17 protein-coding genes are annotated in these 17,447 nt (G+C 53.0%); 5 read left to right on the top strand and 12 right to left on the bottom strand.

Annotation, left to right across the window (positions count from 1 at the left end):
- The first annotated feature begins 1 nt into the window (after position 1).
- The 5 genes from NOU37_05410 (at position 2) to frr (ending at position 3,975) form a co-directional block, all read left to right on the top strand.
- Positions 2-1,240: a radical SAM protein gene (locus NOU37_05410; GenBank protein MCQ4574667.1), complete on the top strand. Its 1,239-nt coding sequence runs from the start codon at positions 2-4 to the stop codon at positions 1,238-1,240.
- A gap of 74 nt (positions 1,241-1,314) precedes the next feature.
- A complete protein-coding gene (gene rpsB / locus NOU37_05405) occupies positions 1,315-2,034 on the top strand; it encodes a 30S ribosomal protein S2 (protein ID MCQ4574666.1) in 720 nt (239 codons plus the stop codon).
- Positions 2,035-2,073: 39 nt separating this feature from the next.
- Entirely contained in the window at positions 2,074-2,661 is a 588-nt protein-coding gene (locus tag NOU37_05400) for an elongation factor Ts (GenBank protein ID MCQ4574665.1), read from the top strand.
- A 34-nt stretch (positions 2,662-2,695) separates the two neighbouring features.
- Positions 2,696-3,418 carry a uridine monophosphate kinase gene (locus tag NOU37_05395; protein ID MCQ4574664.1) on the top strand — a complete coding sequence of 241 codons (723 nt, stop codon included), beginning with the start codon at positions 2,696-2,698 and terminating at the stop codon, positions 3,416-3,418.
- Complete coding sequence (gene frr / locus NOU37_05390) at positions 3,415-3,975, top strand: ribosome recycling factor (protein MCQ4574663.1); 561 nt, start codon at positions 3,415-3,417, stop codon at positions 3,973-3,975. Before NOU37_05395 ends, frr begins: the two co-directional genes overlap by 4 nt.
- Positions 3,976-4,037: 62 nt before the next feature.
- Here the strand turns inward: frr and NOU37_05385 are convergent, their stop codons facing one another.
- From NOU37_05385 to NOU37_05330, 12 genes are read right to left on the bottom strand one after another with little or no spacing between them, the layout of a single operon-like run.
- Positions 4,038-5,303: an NAD(P)/FAD-dependent oxidoreductase gene (locus tag NOU37_05385; protein MCQ4574662.1), complete on the bottom strand. Its 1,266-nt coding sequence runs from the start codon at positions 5,301-5,303 to the stop codon at positions 4,038-4,040.
- A gap of 17 nt (positions 5,304-5,320) precedes the next feature.
- Positions 5,321-6,775, bottom strand: coding sequence for an NADH-quinone oxidoreductase subunit N (locus NOU37_05380; protein MCQ4574661.1), 1,455 nt, complete (start codon positions 6,773-6,775; stop codon positions 5,321-5,323).
- Between the two features lie 3 nt (positions 6,776-6,778).
- A complete protein-coding gene (locus NOU37_05375) occupies positions 6,779-8,341 on the bottom strand; it encodes an NADH-quinone oxidoreductase subunit M (protein ID MCQ4574660.1) in 1,563 nt (520 codons plus the stop codon).
- Positions 8,342-8,353: 12 nt separating this feature from the next.
- The gene (gene nuoL, locus NOU37_05370) at positions 8,354-10,327 is read right to left on the bottom strand and encodes an NADH-quinone oxidoreductase subunit L (protein MCQ4574659.1); all 1,974 of its coding nucleotides are present in this window, start codon (positions 10,325-10,327) and stop codon (positions 8,354-8,356) included.
- Positions 10,321-10,653, bottom strand: a complete 333-nt coding sequence (gene nuoK, locus NOU37_05365; protein ID MCQ4574658.1) for an NADH-quinone oxidoreductase subunit NuoK — start codon at positions 10,651-10,653, stop codon at positions 10,321-10,323. Before nuoK ends, nuoL begins: the two co-directional genes overlap by 7 nt.
- Before the next feature lie 23 nt (positions 10,654-10,676).
- Positions 10,677-11,165 carry an NADH-quinone oxidoreductase subunit J gene (locus NOU37_05360; protein ID MCQ4574657.1) on the bottom strand — a complete coding sequence of 163 codons (489 nt, stop codon included), beginning with the start codon at positions 11,163-11,165 and terminating at the stop codon, positions 10,677-10,679.
- Between the two features lie 4 nt (positions 11,166-11,169).
- Complete coding sequence (locus NOU37_05355) at positions 11,170-11,751, bottom strand: NADH-quinone oxidoreductase subunit I (GenBank protein MCQ4574656.1); 582 nt, start codon at positions 11,749-11,751, stop codon at positions 11,170-11,172.
- Positions 11,752-11,761: 10 nt separating this feature from the next.
- Positions 11,762-12,841, bottom strand: a complete 1,080-nt coding sequence (locus NOU37_05350) for an NADH-quinone oxidoreductase subunit H (protein ID MCQ4574655.1) — start codon at positions 12,839-12,841, stop codon at positions 11,762-11,764.
- A 6-nt stretch (positions 12,842-12,847) separates the two neighbouring features.
- Positions 12,848-14,467, bottom strand: a complete 1,620-nt coding sequence (locus tag NOU37_05345) for a molybdopterin-dependent oxidoreductase (protein ID MCQ4574654.1) — start codon at positions 14,465-14,467, stop codon at positions 12,848-12,850.
- A gap of 3 nt (positions 14,468-14,470) precedes the next feature.
- The gene (gene nuoF, locus NOU37_05340) at positions 14,471-15,745 is read right to left on the bottom strand and encodes an NADH-quinone oxidoreductase subunit NuoF (GenBank protein MCQ4574653.1); all 1,275 of its coding nucleotides are present in this window, start codon (positions 15,743-15,745) and stop codon (positions 14,471-14,473) included.
- A gap of 1 nt (position 15,746) precedes the next feature.
- Positions 15,747-16,217, bottom strand: a complete 471-nt coding sequence (locus tag NOU37_05335; protein MCQ4574652.1) for an NAD(P)H-dependent oxidoreductase subunit E — start codon at positions 16,215-16,217, stop codon at positions 15,747-15,749.
- A 20-nt stretch (positions 16,218-16,237) separates the two neighbouring features.
- On the bottom strand, positions 16,238-17,446 hold the full coding sequence (locus tag NOU37_05330) for an NADH-quinone oxidoreductase subunit D (GenBank protein MCQ4574651.1): 1,209 nt from the start codon (positions 17,444-17,446) through the stop codon (positions 16,238-16,240).
- Position 17,447: the final 1 nt, after the last annotated feature.

The following is a 17,447-nucleotide window of genomic DNA, read 5'->3' as shown; positions in this document are numbered from 1 at the left end:
GATGGAGACGTTTGATTTTTTCAACATAGAAGCAGAGATGATTAACGGCAAGGTTTATGGGAGGGCCCAGGGCTATATGGGCGACATGTTGCAGCCGTTCGTACAACAGTTTTTCCATAAACTCAACACCTTTAAGGTCATCGCGAAGGTAGACGGCAAAAACGTCTATAATCTGTACAACCCCCCGCACCCGTCACCTGCCGGAATGCGCTTTTTGTCCAGAAAAGTGAGAATGATGCTGGAGAAAATGGCCTTTCCCGTTACCGCCAATCTTGCCATCACCCATAAGTGCCAGTGCCAGTGCATCCACTGCAGCGCGGACCCCTTCAAGGACTCTTCCAAAGAAGAGCTGAGTGTTGACGAGATAAAGAAGGTGGTTGACGGGGCCCTGGATCTTGGGGCGACTCTCATTATATACGTGGGCGGGGAGCCCATGCTGAGAGAAGACCTGTACGAACTGATTGAGCATGTGGACAAGTCGAAAGCGGTGGTTATGATATTTACCAACGGACTCCTTCTCACAGAAGAAAACGTCAAAAGGCTGAAGGATGCCGGGCTGTTTTCGTTAAATATATCAATAGACCACAGCGAGTCGGTTCTGCACGATGAATTCCGTAAGGTGACGGGCTGCTACGAAAAGGCCTTTGAGGGCGCAAGCCGGGCCAGAGAGGCAGGTATACTCACCGGCATCTCAACCTATGCCACACACGAAAACCTGAGAGACGGCCATTTGGAACGACTACTCCGGATAGCGAATAAAGAGGGCTTTGCAGAGGTCACTATCTTTGACTGTATCCCGTCGGGAAGGTTTTTGAAAGACACATCCAAGATTCTTGGCCCCGCCGAGCGCAAGGCGGTTATCGCACTGGCCAGGAAGTATTATGAGACTACACCCATGGGAATAAACGCCATGGCGCTCATAAATTCGCCGATGGGTGTGGGTTGCTATGGCGCCAGTTCTCAGTTCTACATGACGGCGTACGGTGATATAAACCCCTGTGACTTTAATCCGATAAACTTTGGAAACGTAAGGGATATGCCTATACAATCAATATGGAAGAAGATGGTAACACATCCTGACTTTAACCGGAAATTCTCAAGCTGCAGGATGCAAAGCAAGGCGTACCGGAGGAAGTATATTGATCCCCTCCCACCGAATCCCAAGCTCCCTATACCCATCGAATCCATTCCCGATGATGTTCCCGTCGCAAGCACAGATAAGGTTGGCGTGTTATCTTGACATTTTCGATATTTGTGCTACATTTTAGCTTCTTTTAACTCCGGTAGCCAGACGTATTAACAGGAGGGAATTTTTTGCCGGTAATTACGCTCGAAGAATTGATAAGAGCCGGATTTCACTTTGGACACAGGACTTCGAGGTGGAATCCAAAGATGAAACCGTATATTTTCGGTAGACATAACCTTATACACATTATCAATTTAAGAGAAACTTTAAGGGGTCTCATAACGGCCCATAAATTTCTAACAAAGCTGTCCGGCTCGGGCAAAGACGTCCTCTTTGTGGGCACCAAATGGCAGGCGCGTAATACAGTCACCCGTGAAGCCAGGCGGGCCGGGATGCACTTTGTGACTGAAAGGTGGCTGGGTGGTACGCTAACCAACTTCAACACCATAAGCCTGAGAATTAAGCACCTTAAGGAGCTTGAAGAACTTCTCGCCGGTGAAGACGCAAACCAGTACAGCAAAAAAATCATATCCTCCTTGAATAGAGAGGCAAGAAAACTTAAAAAGAACCTGGACGGCATGAGGAATATGACAGAACTGCCGGGAGCCGTCATTATTGTTGACCCGAACAGAGAAATAACGGCTGTAAAAGAGGCCAACAAGCTTGGTATCCCCACTATTTGTCTTACAGATACGGACTGTGACCCTGACCTGGTAGACATATGTATTCCAGGAAACGATGACGCCATGAGATCAATCGAAGTCTTTCTCACCAAAATGACCGACGCCGTACTGAACGGTAAGCCCAGTGAGCCGGTAGTCAGTCATCAAGAAGTCGGCCAGCCTTAGAATCCACGAACGACGTAAGAAACAGAAGGAAATCGGCAAATGCCTGTTGACAAGGAGAACGTAAAAGCACTGAGGGAGAAGACCAGTGCAGGGGTGTTAGACTGTAAGAATGCCCTGGAGGAGACGGGCGGCGATTTCGACAGGGCCGCAGAGATACTCAGAAAGAAGGGTCACCGTATCGCCGAGAAAAAGAGCTCCCGCACCACAAAAGAAGGCCGGATAGGTTCTTACATACATTTTAACGGCAAGGTAGGTGTCATGGTCGAAGTCAACTGTGAGACGGACTTCGTCGCAAAAAACGATCTGGTTGAACAGCTCCTGAAGGACCTGTGCATGCAGGTTGCGGCTACCAATCCCATGGCCGTCTGCAAGGAAGACGTAGACCCCCAGGTCGTGGAAGAAAAAAAGGCGGAGTTTCAGCGCGGAGTTTCTGACAAGCCTGCGGAGATAATAGAAAAAGTAATCAGCGGCAAGCTTGAGGCCTTTTATAAGGGGAAATGCCTCCTTGAGCAGCCGTTCATAAAGGATGACAGTCAGACTATAGGAAACGTCCTCACCGCGTGTATTGCCAAGCTGGGAGAGAACATTAAAGTAAACAGGTTTGCGAGGTTTGAAGTTGGTAAGTGAAGAACGACTAACAACCTAACCGGCGGGTCTTCTCATGGTAAACGCCAAATACAACACGGTGGTAGTAAAGATAAGTGGAGAAGAATTTGGGGCGGGCATCGACCCGGACAGCGTAAATTTTATAGCCCGCGAGATAGAGGATGCCGTCGCCACCGGTGCGAAGCTAGCCCTGGTGGTGGGCGGGGGCAATATGGTCAGGGGGGTAGAGCTTTCTAAGTTAGGTCTCAGCCGCGCACAGGCAGACAGCGCGGGTATGGTAGCCACCATCATAAACGCCCTGGTGCTTCAGGACATCTTGGAGAAGATAGGGATTAAGACCGCTGCCCAGAGTGTGCTTGAGATATATGAACTGATCGAACCATATAACAGACGAAACTGCAAGAAATACATGGACGAAGGACGGGTCGTTATACTGGCAGGCGGAACTGGAAACCCGTACCTTACCACAGACAGCGCCGCCGCCATAAAAGCGCTGGAACTTGAGGCAGACATACTGTTAAAGGCGACCAAGGTCGAAGGCGTATATTCAGCCGACCCGTTTAAAGAACCCGACGCGGAGTTGTTCGACAGGCTGGACTATAACCAGATACTCGAAGGTGGCTTCAAAACCATCTTTGACCCTGCCGCGCTTATCCTCTGCAGGGACAATGGCCTGCCCATAATCATATTCAAACTAAAGACGCGGCAAAATATCAGGAAGGTCCTTGAGGGAGAGCCTATAGGCACGTTCATCAGCAGTAAGGGCGAAAAGAGATGAGCGCCGAAGAGATTCTACAGGGGGCGGAAAAGAAGATGGAAAAAATGTTGCACGTACTGGACGAGGAGTTGAAAGGCATACGCGCCGGACGTGCCAGCCCCGGTCTCGTCGATCATGTAAAGGTTGACTACTACGGCACGGGCACGCCACTGAAACAACTTGCCACGGTAGCCATACCCGAACCACAGGCCATCGTAATAAAACCATACGACCCCTCTGTACTGAAAGAGATAGAAAAAGCCATCCTGCAGTCTGATCTGGGGCTTAACCCCCAGAACGACGGGAAGTGTATCCGCATCAACCTCCCTCCCTTAAGCGAAGAACGCAGGAAGAAACTGGCATCCCAGGTCAAAGAACTCTCTGAGGGTACCAAGGTCTCTATAAGAAACATACGCAGGGAGGCCAACAAGCGTATAGACAAAGAGGAAAAGGACTCCATACTCACCGAGGACGATGCCCACAAGACCAGGAATAAGGTGCTGGACCTGACACACTCTTACGAAAAAAAGGTTACCCAGACCATTGAGAAGAAGACCGAAGAAATATTGAAGTTTTAACCCGTCCGAACCAGCCGGTTTGAAAAATAGTCATCATTGAATTATTTTGCAGCCTCAACCCTTTAACTCTTCGAACTGTCCCCCTTCGAGACTAAAAATTTATACATTGGGGACCCATTGAATCTGCTTATTTGCCGCGCCTCATACCAGGCGGTAAATTTTTCCAGATACCTCAGTATCGGCCCGGGCGGCCTGGCCCTGACCCTCTGCAGCCCCTCCAGAGTCCTGTCTCCGCGCAGCACCTCGCAGTAGGCATACCACAGCCGGTCGTTCCTGCGGTACAGGTTGTGGATGTAGCGGGGGAAGGTATTGAAGAAACTCCGCATCTTTCCCGCGGCGATTATCTCCTGCATCAGCCCCACGTCGATTTCCCTCTCGTAGTCCAGGAGACTGTCGCCTCCTCCGGCGAGATACTTCTGGATATGACATGCGGCAATCTGCCCGCTCCTCAGGGCATAATACAGCCCCTCGCCCATAAACGGGTCTACAAGCCCCGCGGCATCACCCACCAGCACCCCCCAGCCCGCGGCAATACGTTCTCCCGGCCTCCGGGTAGGTATAGGATGCGTGGAAAGACGTCCGTCATCAGGTATCTTCAGGCCCTCTTTTTCAAGAAATTTATGCAGGTATGGCCTCAAAATCCCGGCCAATTCACGGGGAACCATGGCGCCTACTGTAAGGGTGGTCTCCTTGGGGAATATCCACGCGTATCCACCCGGAACGCTGCCCCAGTCAATTATAAAGAGGTTTTCCGGTATCCGGGCATTGCTTCTCTCTTTTTCTACCTCACAGACAAGACCCAGCTGAACCAAGGCAGTACCGCCGGGGTCTTTTAAGACCTTCCTTACCATGCTGTGTGCCCCATCCGCGCCGACCACCACACGGGCCTCAAAGACGTCTCCGCCGGTAAAGACCCTGGTAATGCCTGTGCGGCCGGTGGTAGGTTCGAGTGACAGTGCCTTTTCCCCATGGAAGAGCTTTGCCCCAACCCCCAGGGCATGTCTGAGCAGAAAGTCATCAAACCTGGCGCGGTTCACGGTGTAAGAGATGGGCAGGCTGCACCTCCTCGTAAACCTCTCCCTCAGCCCCCGCTGGAAGACCATGCCGAAGACCTCCCGTTCCACCACCTCTTTAACGTCGAACGGTAGTATACGAACGGCCTTTAGCTGCAGTCCACCCCCGCACACCTTGGATACGGAGGCTGTGGAAGGGTCTTTTGCCTCTAATATGGCAACACTTATCCCATTGCCGGCAAGCGTATAGGCTGCCATAGAGCCTGCGGGCCCACCGCCTACTACTATGCAGTCGAAGGTCTTTAGCGAGGGCATATATTATGTGGAAGGAATTACATCACGGGAGACGCTATCGCGGCAACAGCCTCTTTAATTAACCCCAACACAGGAGAGGGATAAACCCCCAGGACCAGGATGGCAACACCCAATATGGCCAGGACCAACCTCCCCGCCATTGGATGAGTTACCACCGGCTCGCCCGCCCCCTCAGGCATTGTGTACATCCTCAGCAGGAGTCCCAGGTAGTAATATAAGGAGACAGCCGAATTAAGTACGCCGATCACGGCCAGGCCTACGAAGCCCGCGTTAACCGCCGCGCCAAATAGATACAACTTTCCTATAAATCCTGCCGTAAGAGGAATCCCCGCCAGAGAGAGGAGGCATACGGACAGGACGGCAGACTGTATCGGGTAATTGTAGGCCACCCCCGCATAATCCTGTACGTTGAGTCTCTCCTCGGGCCCCTTGGATAGATAGGCTATACAACCGAATGCCGCCAGCCCGGTCATCGCGTACACGGCCATATACAGAACGGCGGCCTCCATCGCCCTCGTATCAAGTACGACCAGGGCGACAAGCATATAACCTACTTGGGCAATACTGGAGTAGGCAAGCATTCTCTTAACGCTGTTCTGAAGCAGTGCGGAGATGTTACCCACAAACATGGTCAAGACCGAAATCCACCAGAGCGTGGCCACCCAGTCAACGTGCGGTACGGCGAACGGCCCTGCAAAGAGCCTCAGTAAGAGGGCGAAGACGGCTATCTTGCTCCCCGCGGACAGGAAACCGCTGATGGGCGTCGGTGCCCCTTCATAGACGTCAGGCGCCCACATGTGGAAAGGGACCATCGAAATCTTAAAGCCCAGCCCTACCAGCATCATTGCCAGACCTATCTGGGCGTGGAACGGTACCGTACCCTGCGAAAGTGCCTGCTTTATCTTTATGAAATCAATCGTCCCCGTGCCACCGAAGACAAGGGCTATACCAAAAAGTAAAAACGCGCTGGCAAAAGCACCCGTAAGCATGTATTTAATGGCGGCCTCATTGGATACCCACCTTTCCCTCTGGGAGGCGACCAGAACGTAGGATGATATGGATAAAAGCTCTATGGCCAGGAACATCACGAGCAGGTCCCTGCACGACACAAGAAGCATCATCCCCAGAACAGCCAGCAAAAGGAGCGGATAATATTTCCCGCCGTCAATACCCGTAAATTCCACGTAACCCAAGGATATGAACATTGTCGCGGCCGCGACCAATATAAATATAGTATCGAAGAATACCGTGTAGCTGTTGATGGCCACCATGGATTCCTCAGGTGGAACAACGGCCCCCCATTGTGAATACACTGCAAAGAGGGCGAGGCCCAGCCCCAGAAGGCTCGTTATAAACACGTACAGCTTATTGCGATAGAACGCGTCTACCAACAACGCCGCCATCGCAAAGAAGGCCACGATGAGCAGCGGCATTATCGTACTCAGATTGACAAAAGGAAGCGTTATCTCCATAGTTTATTCAGACCCATCTCTTTCAGTCTTGACCAGACGGACACCGTTTTCTCTCCCGGTATCGTCCAATTGTGCCGTTTCTTTCTTCACCTGTCCTATAAGTTTTAAGGCGGAGGGTTCAATCCTGTCGAGCAACAGATTAGGATATACGCCAATGACGACCACTATGACCGCGGGTATAGTAAGAGTAACCGTTTCTGCCAGAGAAAGGTCCTGCCAGGACCTGGCGCCTTCGGGCGGCTTCTCCAGCATAATCCTCCAGAACATCCACAGCAGATAGACGGCGGTAAGCACCACCACAAAGGCGGCCAGCACGCCGTAAATCACACTGACTTTGAACGCGCCAATGAAGATCAGGAACTCACCGACGAAGTTGCTCAATCCCGGCAGGCCCACCGAAGCAACTACAAAAAACAGGAAGAAACCTGCCAGAACCGGCATATCCTTCCACAGCCCGCCCAGTTGAGAAATCTTTTTGCTCCCGCTCCTCTGGTGAATCATACCTACAACCAGAAACAGTCCACCGCTGCAGAGGGCGATTGAGACCATCATAAACAGCGCACCCTCAATACCCTGGACGTTAAACACAAATATCCCGAGTATAACCAGTCCGACGTGGCTAATACTGGCGTAGGCAATAAGCCTCTTCATGTCATCCTGTGCCGCCGCCAACGTAGCGCCGTACAGGTTGGCGATGAGCGCAAGTACCACCACAATAGGGGCAAAGCTTGTAGAAAATTCCGGGAACAGGGGCAACAGGAACCGCAGGAACGCGTAAGCCCCCGTCTTTATAAGTAAGCCGGTGATATCCACGGCACCCGAGACCGGGGCCTCGGCATGCGCGTCTGTAAGCCAGGTATGGAAGGGGAACAGGGGTGACTTTACCGCAAACGCCACAAAAAACGCAAGCGCCATCGGCAGCAAGGCATGTGGCGGAATCGGCGTGTCATAGAGCCTCGTTATGTCAAAGGTGTACTCCCCCGTCTGGCCGTGATGGAAGAAGTAAAGGGCAAGTATGGCCACCAGCATGAGCAGGCTGGTGCTCATCGTGTATATTATGAGCTTCAGCGTGGCATAGCGCCTGTTCTCACCTCCCCACACGCCGATAAGGAAGTACATCGGTATCAACATGATTTCCCAGAAGACGTAAAACAGCAGAAGGTCCTGCGCAAGGAATAAACCGATAAGCCCCGCTTCCAGAAACAGCAAGAATCCGTAAAAAAGGCCCTGCCGTTTTCCCTCCTGGTTCCATGAGGCAAGCATGGCCAGGGCAACCATAAACGTGGATATAAGCACCATGAAAAGGCTTATCCCGTCCACGCCCAGGCTGTAGCTGGCGCCCAGCTCGGGTATCCAGTTGTGCTTCTCCACAAACTGCATATCGGCGCATGCAGGGTCAAATCGCATAAAAAGAAATATAGCCAATACCAGATTCTCGATGCCTAACAGGATGGCCAGGAGCTTTGACAGGAATTCATTCTGCCAGAGTCCAAGGAAAATGACCATTGCCCCTGCCGCAGGCAACAATATTAGTAACGATAGAATTGGCCAGCTAGATGCGTCCATTGTGATATCAACCTAGATATAAAGGATTAGTATTATCGCTCCCAGCACCGTAACCGTCGCGTACCAGCGCACCATCCCCAGCTGCAGGCTGGGCACAATGCGGCCAAGACCCGTAATTAAACCCGCCATCCCTCCGACAATATTGTCTATCACGGCCCTGTCTAAAGCCTTCCAGAAGAAGGTGGAGAGTTTCATATATGGGTCTACAAAGACGGCCTGATAGACCGCGTCAAAGAACCAGGCGTTTGTGAGGAGACTATAGACCACGGCAAACCTTTTGCTTATCGCAGCGGGTACGTCTCTACCGCCGGGCATTACGTAGAAGTAATAGGCCAGCCCGATACCGCTAAAGGCCATGACGGCCGACACCAGCATAAGGAGCATCTCCAGTGACAACGCGGGGGCGTGTCCTTCCACCGCTCCGGCAGCTCCTTCAGCCGCTTCGGCCGTAATCTCGTCTACAGATTCAATAGCGCCATGCGCCCCGGCACCATCGAAAACCGGCGAAAAGAACTCACCTATACGGTCGACTCCTCCAAGGACGTGCGGGACCCCCATATACCCGCCCGTGGCCGCAAGCAATGCAAGCAGCACCAGGGGCAGAATCATTACCTTCCCGGGAAGGTGGAGGTGCAGGTCCCATCTTTTTTCACCGAAAAAGACCACGAATATTATCCTGAACGTATAGAAGCCCGTCATGCTCGCCGTAACGGCTATAAGGGCCCACATCAAGAACCCGCCGTTGACAAAGGTGGCGTGGAGAATGGCGTCCTTGCTGAAGAAACCCGCAAGCCCCGGTACACCGGACATGGCCAGCGCGCCGATGGTAAACGTGAGGAAGGTGGCAGGTATATACCGCCTCAACCCGCCCATCTTCCTTATATCCATCTCATCGTGCATGGCATGTATAACGGCCCCGGAACCCAAAAACAGGAGGGCCTTTGCAAAGGCATGTGTAAGCAGGTGGAATATGGCCGCAGTCGGAGCGCCTATCCCCAGGGCCAGGAACATGTGCCCCAGCTGACTCACTGTGGAATAGGCCAATATCTTCTTTATATCCGTGTGCACCAGCGCCACCGTGGCGGAGATGAAGGCGGTCAGCAGGCCGATTATCGCGACCACCTGCAGGGCGCCCGGAGCCACCTGAAATAAGGGATAACACCTGGCCACCAGATAGACACCCGCCGTTACCATGGTGGCGGCGTGTATTAGTGCGCTGACCGGTGTGGGCGCCTCCATGGCATCCGGAAGCCACGTATGCAACGGCACCTGCGCGGACTTCCCCACCGCCCCCGCAAAGATAAGCAGGGCAATACACGTGGCCATACACGCACAAAGAACCTCTCCCGGATTCTCAAAGACGCTGGCGAAGTGGAGAGTACCGAACTGCAAGAAAATCAGTATTATCCCCACTGCAAAGAAAAAGTCGCCGAAGCGAGTGACCACAAACGCCTTCAGACTCGCCGACGCCGCGCTCCGCCTCTCATACCAGAAGCTGATCAAGAGATACGAACAAAGACCGACACCTTCCCAGCCAATATAGAGCACAAGAAAATTGCCCGCAAGCACCAGCGTAAGCATGAAGAACACAAAGAGATTCAAATAGAAGAAGTACCGGGCAAAGCACTTATCGCCCTCCATGTAGCCGACGGAGTAGACGTGTATAAGGAAGCTCACTCCGGAGACCATGATAATCATGGCCATCGAAAGCGGGTCTAACAGCAGGTCTACAGGGACCTGGAAGTTGCCGGAGCTTATCCACTGAAACAGACATTGCTCAAAATGTCTTTCCTCTACCGGCAGGGCGTAGAATATCCTGAAGATACACAGTGACAGCAGAAACGAAAGCCCGATACTGCCGCATCCGACTATGCTGACTATGAGGTTGCCCACCCTGTAGCCCAGGAGGCAATTGAAGAGTGCCCCGAAGAGGGGTATAGCAGGCACGAGCCACAGGAGGTTAAAGACTTCCTTGCCTTCTACCACTTGAGCACCTCCATATCGTCCGTGTCCAGTGAGCCCCTGTTCTTGAACACAAGCATTACAATAGACAGGCCCACGGCTATCTCCACCGCGGCAACGACCATTGCGAATAGCACAAAGATCTGTCCGTCAAGCGAGCCCATCTGCCTGCAAAAGGCGATGAAAGTGACACCGGCGCCGTTTATCATGAGTTCGATGCACATAAGAAGCACAATGATGTTGGTCCTCACAAGAAAGCCCAGCACGCCCAGGCTGAATAAAGCCGCGCCCAGTACGAGAAAGTGAGACGGTTCCACCGCTAAAAGATGCTGAATAACCTCAGGCTCCAAGACTGTCTTCTCCTCCAAAAGGTCTAACGCTTGCCGGCAAGCATTACCGCACCCACCACTGCAACCAGCAACAGAATCGACGCCAGCTCGAGCGGGATCAGATATTGCGTATACAACACGCTCCCTATGGACTTAATACTGCCAAAGTCTGCCGGAATGGACGCGCACTCAAAACAACCGGAGGAGACCAGCGAGATGAACACCCCTCCGAACGTCAACGCCACAAGCACTCCAAGCACCCCAAGGAGGTCGGGGCGGAGCCGCTTCTGCACCGTTTCGTCAAACCTGAGCATCATAACGGCAAACAGCAGTAAGACCACAATAGCGCCCGCGTACAGTATTACCTGCACAATCGCCAGAAACGGCGCGCTCAACATGGCGTACACCCAGGCAACGGTCAAGAGCGTGATTATCAGAGACAGCACGCTGTATATTACCCTGGTCTGCAGGACTACCGACGCCGCAGAGATGATTGCTATGGTAAACGCTACGTAAAAAAGTATCTGTTCCATTAGTCTATTTATAAAGCCCCAACGGGTTTACCTTTGGCGCCCCTTCACCGGGCGAGTTCAGGCTCCGCTGGTGGCCCGGAAGGGGTTTTTGCTCGATCAACACCTCTTTATTGTACTTCAGGTCTTCACGGCTGTAGCCGGCCTCCGGAAGCTCCCCGGTATCCATATACATAGCGTCCACCGGACAGGCCTCTTCACACATCCCGCACCAGCAGCACCTGGTTATGTCTATCTCAAAACTCTCCGGACATTTCTCAATCTCCGGGTCCTCGTGCTCCGTGGCGACTATGCTTATGCATTGCACCGGGCACGCCGTCTCGCAGAGCATGCATGCCACACACCTGGTTGAGCCGTCCGGCCTTGTGTTTAACCGGTGCCTTCCCCGCCAGCTCTTTGACATGGGGATTCTCTGCTCGGGATACTGTATGGTTACCGCGGCGGGCACGTCCGTTTGAAGGCCGAAGAGGTGGGCTATGTGATAAACCATGTTATACGCAAAATGGCCCGCCGTTATCTTCAGCCCCCTGAGTATCTCAAACAGATACAGGCTTTCCAGGAAGCTTAGCTTTTCACTTACTATCTTCACCTTTTGTCCTCTAGATAATAATCAGCATAAAACCGGTTAATACAACGTTTAACAGGGCCAGAGGGAGCAAGAACTTCCAGCCGAAGTCCATGAGCTGGTCATACCTGAACCTGGGCAGGGTCCATCTGATTAACAACATCAGCCAGCAGAAGAATATTACCTTGGCGCCGAACGCGGCTACCTGCAACAGCACCACCAGCACGTGGGGCAGCGGTATGGTCAGCAGGCCCGGTATAAACAGCCCCTTATCGTCCAATAAGGGAATCTGCCACCCGCCGAAGTAGAGTGCCGTCATGACCCCTGCCACGGCGATTATCTCTATAAACTCGGCCATCCAGAAGGCTCCAAACTTCATGCCGCTGTATTCTGTAAAATAGCCGATTATCTCCGACTCACTCTCAGGCAGGTCGAAGGGTGTGCGTTTGGTCTCCGCCACGCCCGCCGCAAAAAATATCAGGAACCCCAGGGGCTGGGCCACCACACCCCAGTACGGAATAAAGCCAAATATATACTGACCCTGCGCCCTTGCGATGTCGTCCAGCTCGATAGACCCGTATACCATTATGACGCCTACTACGGAGAGGGCCAGGGCCAGCTCATAGGAGATTACCTGGGCCGCAGCCCTTATGCCGCCCAGCATTGAGTATTTATTTCCGGACGCCCACCCGGCCAGGACCACGCTGTATATGCCCAGCGACCCGAAGGCCAGGACGAAAAGCAGCCCCACGTTCAGGTCGGCTATCTGAAGTTTTATGTTCAAGCCCCCGACGTGGAGGGTGTCCCCGAAGGGGATAACGGCAAAGACGATAAGCGCCGTGAAAAGGGAGAGAAAAGGCGCCAGGGTGTGGAGGAGTGGATTGCCTTTCGGGGGTATCCAGTCCTCCTTTGTCATCATCTTTATGGTGTCGGCGATGGGGTGGAACAACCCTATTATCCTGAACCCGAGGACGTCTGCACGATTCGCGCCCACGCGGTCCTGCATCACGGCGCTCTGCTTCCTTTCGGCCCAGCTCATTATCGCCGCCACGTTCAGCACAAACCCGAAGACGATGGCTATCTTTAACAGTATGATTGTCACTTCCAGGAACACCTGTCGCTATTCTCCTGATGTTGCCAGCTTTACGCCCTTGTCGCCCACCTTCTGATAACTCAGGCCGTAGTAACTGGACACCTCTCTGGATATCTCGTTAAATATGTCCTCGGCCTTTTCATAAGGTAACGGGTGACCCATGGCATGTGAGAGCCTTGTCGTTATTTCCCAGTCCGGGAGAGATTCGTCAAGTGGCTCGACGGCCCTTTTTATCCTCTGGACCCGCGGCTCGAAGTTGGTGAAGGTGCCGTCCTTCTCCACAAATGTGGCGCCGGGAAGGATGGCATGGGCGAACTGACACACGGGGCTGTAATTGCTCCCCTGGTATACCACAAACTCGACACCGGAGAGGGCGTCTCTTACCCTGTCTTCACCGAGGTGTTTTGCCATATTGCCGCCTACTATGTACAGCGCCCTGATTTCGCCCTTGGCCGCCTTATCTAGTATTTCTTCCGCCGTCGTCCCCAGACCACTGAGACCCAGCAGCTCGGCACCCTTTGAGTTAGGATTTCTGTCTGACATTAACAGCACGTCGTCTTTCTCGCCTTCATTCCACCCCGGCACCTTAAAATCAATGTTGGAGATGCCGAGTTTCTCGTGGAAGAGCTTTTTCACCACGTACAGGTCCTCATTACTGAGCTGGGCCGAGGGGATAACCCCGACAGACGACGGCCCGTATCTTTCATATATATTCCTCAACTCCCGGGCCACCATGTCGAGCGCGGTATCCCAGTCGGCCAGTATGAAATCCTCCCCCTTTTTTATGGTGGGTTTCCCCAGCCTGTCGAAGGAATCTACAAAATGATAGCCATACCGGCCTTCGTCGCATAGCCAGAGCTTATTCACGTCATCATTCTGCCGCGGCTTAAGCCGGTATACCCTGTGCCTCGTCTTGTCAACGGACCTGTGATTGGAATGAACTTCCACGTTACAACCCCTTGAGCATCCCGGACAGATGGACTCTGTTCTGGAAAGGAACCAGGTCCTGGACTTAAAGCGGAAATCCTTGGCCGTAAGCGCGCCAACCGGGCAAATGTCTGTAAGATTACCCTGGTAGTTATTCTCCAGTGGTCTGCCGTTGTAGCTGCCTATCTGTGAGTGGTCGCCCCGGTTGAATATGCCCAACTCCTCCTTGCCAACTACCTCCTGGCAGAACCTTACACACCTGGTGCAGACGATACACCTTTCGATGTCAAGGACTATCCTCGGACCAAGGTCTACCACCTTGGGCTTATGCAACTTGCCGTCTTTGGGGTTAAGACGGCTGCTGTGCAGGCTGAACTTGAAATAGTTGTCCTGAAGTTTGCACTCCCCGGCCTTGTCACATACGGGGCAATCCATGGGATGGTTCAGCAGGAGCAGCTCTAGTACGCCTTTTCTCGCCTCCTGTACCTTCGGTGTGTCTGTGAACACGACCATGTCGTCTCTGACCGGATTGGAGCAGGAAGTTATTAGTTTCGGCGCGTCTTTGACCTCCACCAGACACATCCTGCAGGCGTCCACGACGGTTAGGCTCGGGTGGTAACAGAAGTGGGGTATCTCAATCCCCAACTCCTTCGCCGCGTTCATGATTGACGTCTTCGGAGGGACGTCTATCTTTCGGTCGTTTATGGTAACGACGGGCATTTTCTAGTTAACCCCTCCATTTCGTATGTAATCTTCAAATTCACCCCGGAACTTTGTTATGAAACTTACCGACGGGCCAATAGCAGCCTGGCCCAACGGACACAGGGTCTTCATGTTTATGGTCTCGGAGATGCTCAGTATGGTGTCAAGGTCCGCTATCTCTCCTTCGCCCTTTTCTATACGGGTCAATATCCTGACCATCCAGCCCGTGCCTTCCCGGCACGGTGTGCATTTACCGCAGGATTCATGGGCGTAGAACCTCATAAGGATATTCAGGGTCTTTACCATGTTAGTGTCTTCATCCATTACGATAATGGCGCCTGAACCGAGCATGGTCTTTATGGCCGCGAGTGAATTGAAATCCATTTTGACGTCTATCTCGTCCGCGGTCAGCACCGGCGCCGAGGACCCGCCGGGTATTACGGCCTTTAGCTTCTTGTCTCCTCTTATGCCGCCGGCGTGCTCGTATATAATCTCTCGGAGCACCGTCCCCAGGGGGAGCTCATAGACACCGGGTTTCTTCACGTGCCCGCTGATTGAATAGAGCTTTACCCCTCCGCCCACGTCAGGTGCGCCAAGGTTGTTAAACCATTCGCCGCCTTTATTTATTATGCAGGGTATGGCGGCCATGGTCTCGACGTTATTTATGACGGTCGGACCCTGAAACGCGCCGACTATGGCCGGAAACGGTGGTTTCATCCTGGGCTGGCCCTTTTTGCCCTCCAGAGACTCTAGCAGGCCGGTCTCCTCGCCACATATGTATGCCCCGGCGCCTCGATGTACAACCATCTCCAGGTCAAAACCTGAATTCAGGATATTCTTGCCCAGATACCCCTTGGCGTAGGCCTCGTTTATCGCATCCCGCAGTTTCCGGATACTCTTTGCGTATTCTCCCCGGACGTAGATAAACGCGGTGTGGATGTCAACGGCGTAGCTGGTAATGATGGAACCCTCTATGACCGCGTGCGGGTCTTGTTCCATGAGCGGCCGGTCCTTAAAGGTGCCCGGTTCGCCTTCATCGGCGTTTACCGTAAGGTACTTGGGCTTTGGGGAATCCTTTGGGATGAAGCTCCACTTCTTACCCGTTGGAAAACCGGCACCGCCCCTGCCCCGAAGGTTCGACTTCATTACCTCTTCCACAATTTTCTCTCGCGTCATCAAGGTAATGGCCTTCTTCAGCGCCGTATAGCCGCCTCCGCTCTCGTACACTCCGATTACGTGTGAATCCCTCTTTCCGAAGTTCCTTGTCAGGATAGGTGTAGGGGCCTTATTGGTCATGTTACTTGAGTGAACCCAGTATTTTGTCTAAAGATTCGCCGGTAAGATTCTCATGAAAATCGTCGTTTATCTGTATTACGGGGGCGGTGCCGCAGTGCCCCAGGCATTCCACGGTAGACAGTGTAAACTTCCCGTCCGCTGTGGTCTCACCCACGTTGATCCCCAGCTTATTTTTCAAATGCCCCAGGATGTCCTCCGCGCCGAGGAGCGAGCAGCTTATGTTGGTACATAGCTGAAGGTGATACTTACCCAGGGGTTTCGGGGTGTACATGGTGTAAAAGCTGCGTACCTCTTGCACCCTCACCGGGGAGACGCCGACAAGTCCGGCGACATACTCCTCTACCTCTGGAGTAATAGCGGAGAACTCCTGCTGCGCCAGCCATAAAGTCGGTAGCAGGGCCGCACCCTTCTCCGGGTACTTGTTTACCACCGACTTAAATTTGTCCATTGTTTTGGCAGAGAATTCTGGCATAGTTATTTCCCGGCTATCCCTTATCTGTCACACTCGCCGCCGATCATGTTCACCGAACCAAAGCTGGGCACGATGTCGGCTATCATGCCCCCCACGACCATCTTTTTGACACCTGTCATATTACAGAAGGACGGGGCCCTGCATCTCATTCTGTAAGGCTTACCCGTGCCGTCGCTTACGATGTAAAAACCCAGTTCGCCGTTTGCCCCCTCGACGGCCTGGTAGGCCTCGCCCTCAGGCGGGCAGATACCGTGCCCCTCCATGAACAGCTTGAAATGGTTTATGAGGGACTCCATATTGCTGTAGACCTCTTTCTTCGAAGGGAAGGTAATCCTTTTATCCTCCACATTAACCGGGCCGGAGGGTATTTGGGCCAGTGCCTGTTCGATAATTCCCATGCTCTGCTGCATCTCCTCCATGCGGCACAGGTAGCGGTCGTAGTTGTCTCCGTTGGAACCCACGGGCACGTCGAAATCCATCTGCGCATACATCATATAGGGCTGGGCTTTTCTTACGTCATAGGGCACGCCGGTCGAGCGTAGACAGGGTCCCGTAAACCCGTGTGATATGGCCTCGTCGGCGGTTATGACGCCCACGCCCTTCACCCTGTCCACGAATATCCGGTTCTTCGTGAGCAGTCCGTGTATCTCCTTCAGTACGTCTCTGGTAATTTTGATGGCGTTTATCGTCTTGTCATGGAAATCCTCGGAGAGGTCGGCCTTTACACCGCCTATCCTCCCGTAGCTTGGGGTAACACCCCTGCCTCCAGACACATCTTCTATCAGCTTCCACAACTCCTCCCTGGCCTTTAGCATATAAAGGAACGCAGTGAGTGCGCCCAGCTCCATCGCCGTGGCGGCTACACAGGTGAGATGGTCGGTTATTCGGGATATCTCGCTCATTATGGTGCGTATGTATTTACCCCGCACGGGTATGTCGATGCCAAAAAGCTTCTCCACCGTCATGGCGTAGCCGAAGTTGTTGATAATGGGCGAGACGTAGTTTAACCTGTCCGTGTATATTATGGCCTGATGATAGGTGCGGTTCTCGCACATCTTCTCAAAGCCCCTGTGCAGGTAACCGATGTTGATGTCAGTGTCTACCACCGTCTCCCCGTCCAGCGTGAGGAGCATCCTTACCGTACCGTGCATGGCGGGGTGAGACGGGCCCATCTGGAGGACCATCTCTTTGGTGTGGATTTCCCTGGCTAGTGTGCTTACATTTTCCATT

It is taken from the genome of Candidatus Bathyanammoxibius amoris (assembly GCA_024451685.1).
Classification (GTDB): domain Bacteria; phylum Planctomycetota; class Brocadiia; order Brocadiales; family Bathyanammoxibiaceae; genus Bathyanammoxibius; species Bathyanammoxibius amoris.
This window is presented reverse-complemented; position numbering and strand designations above follow the sequence as displayed.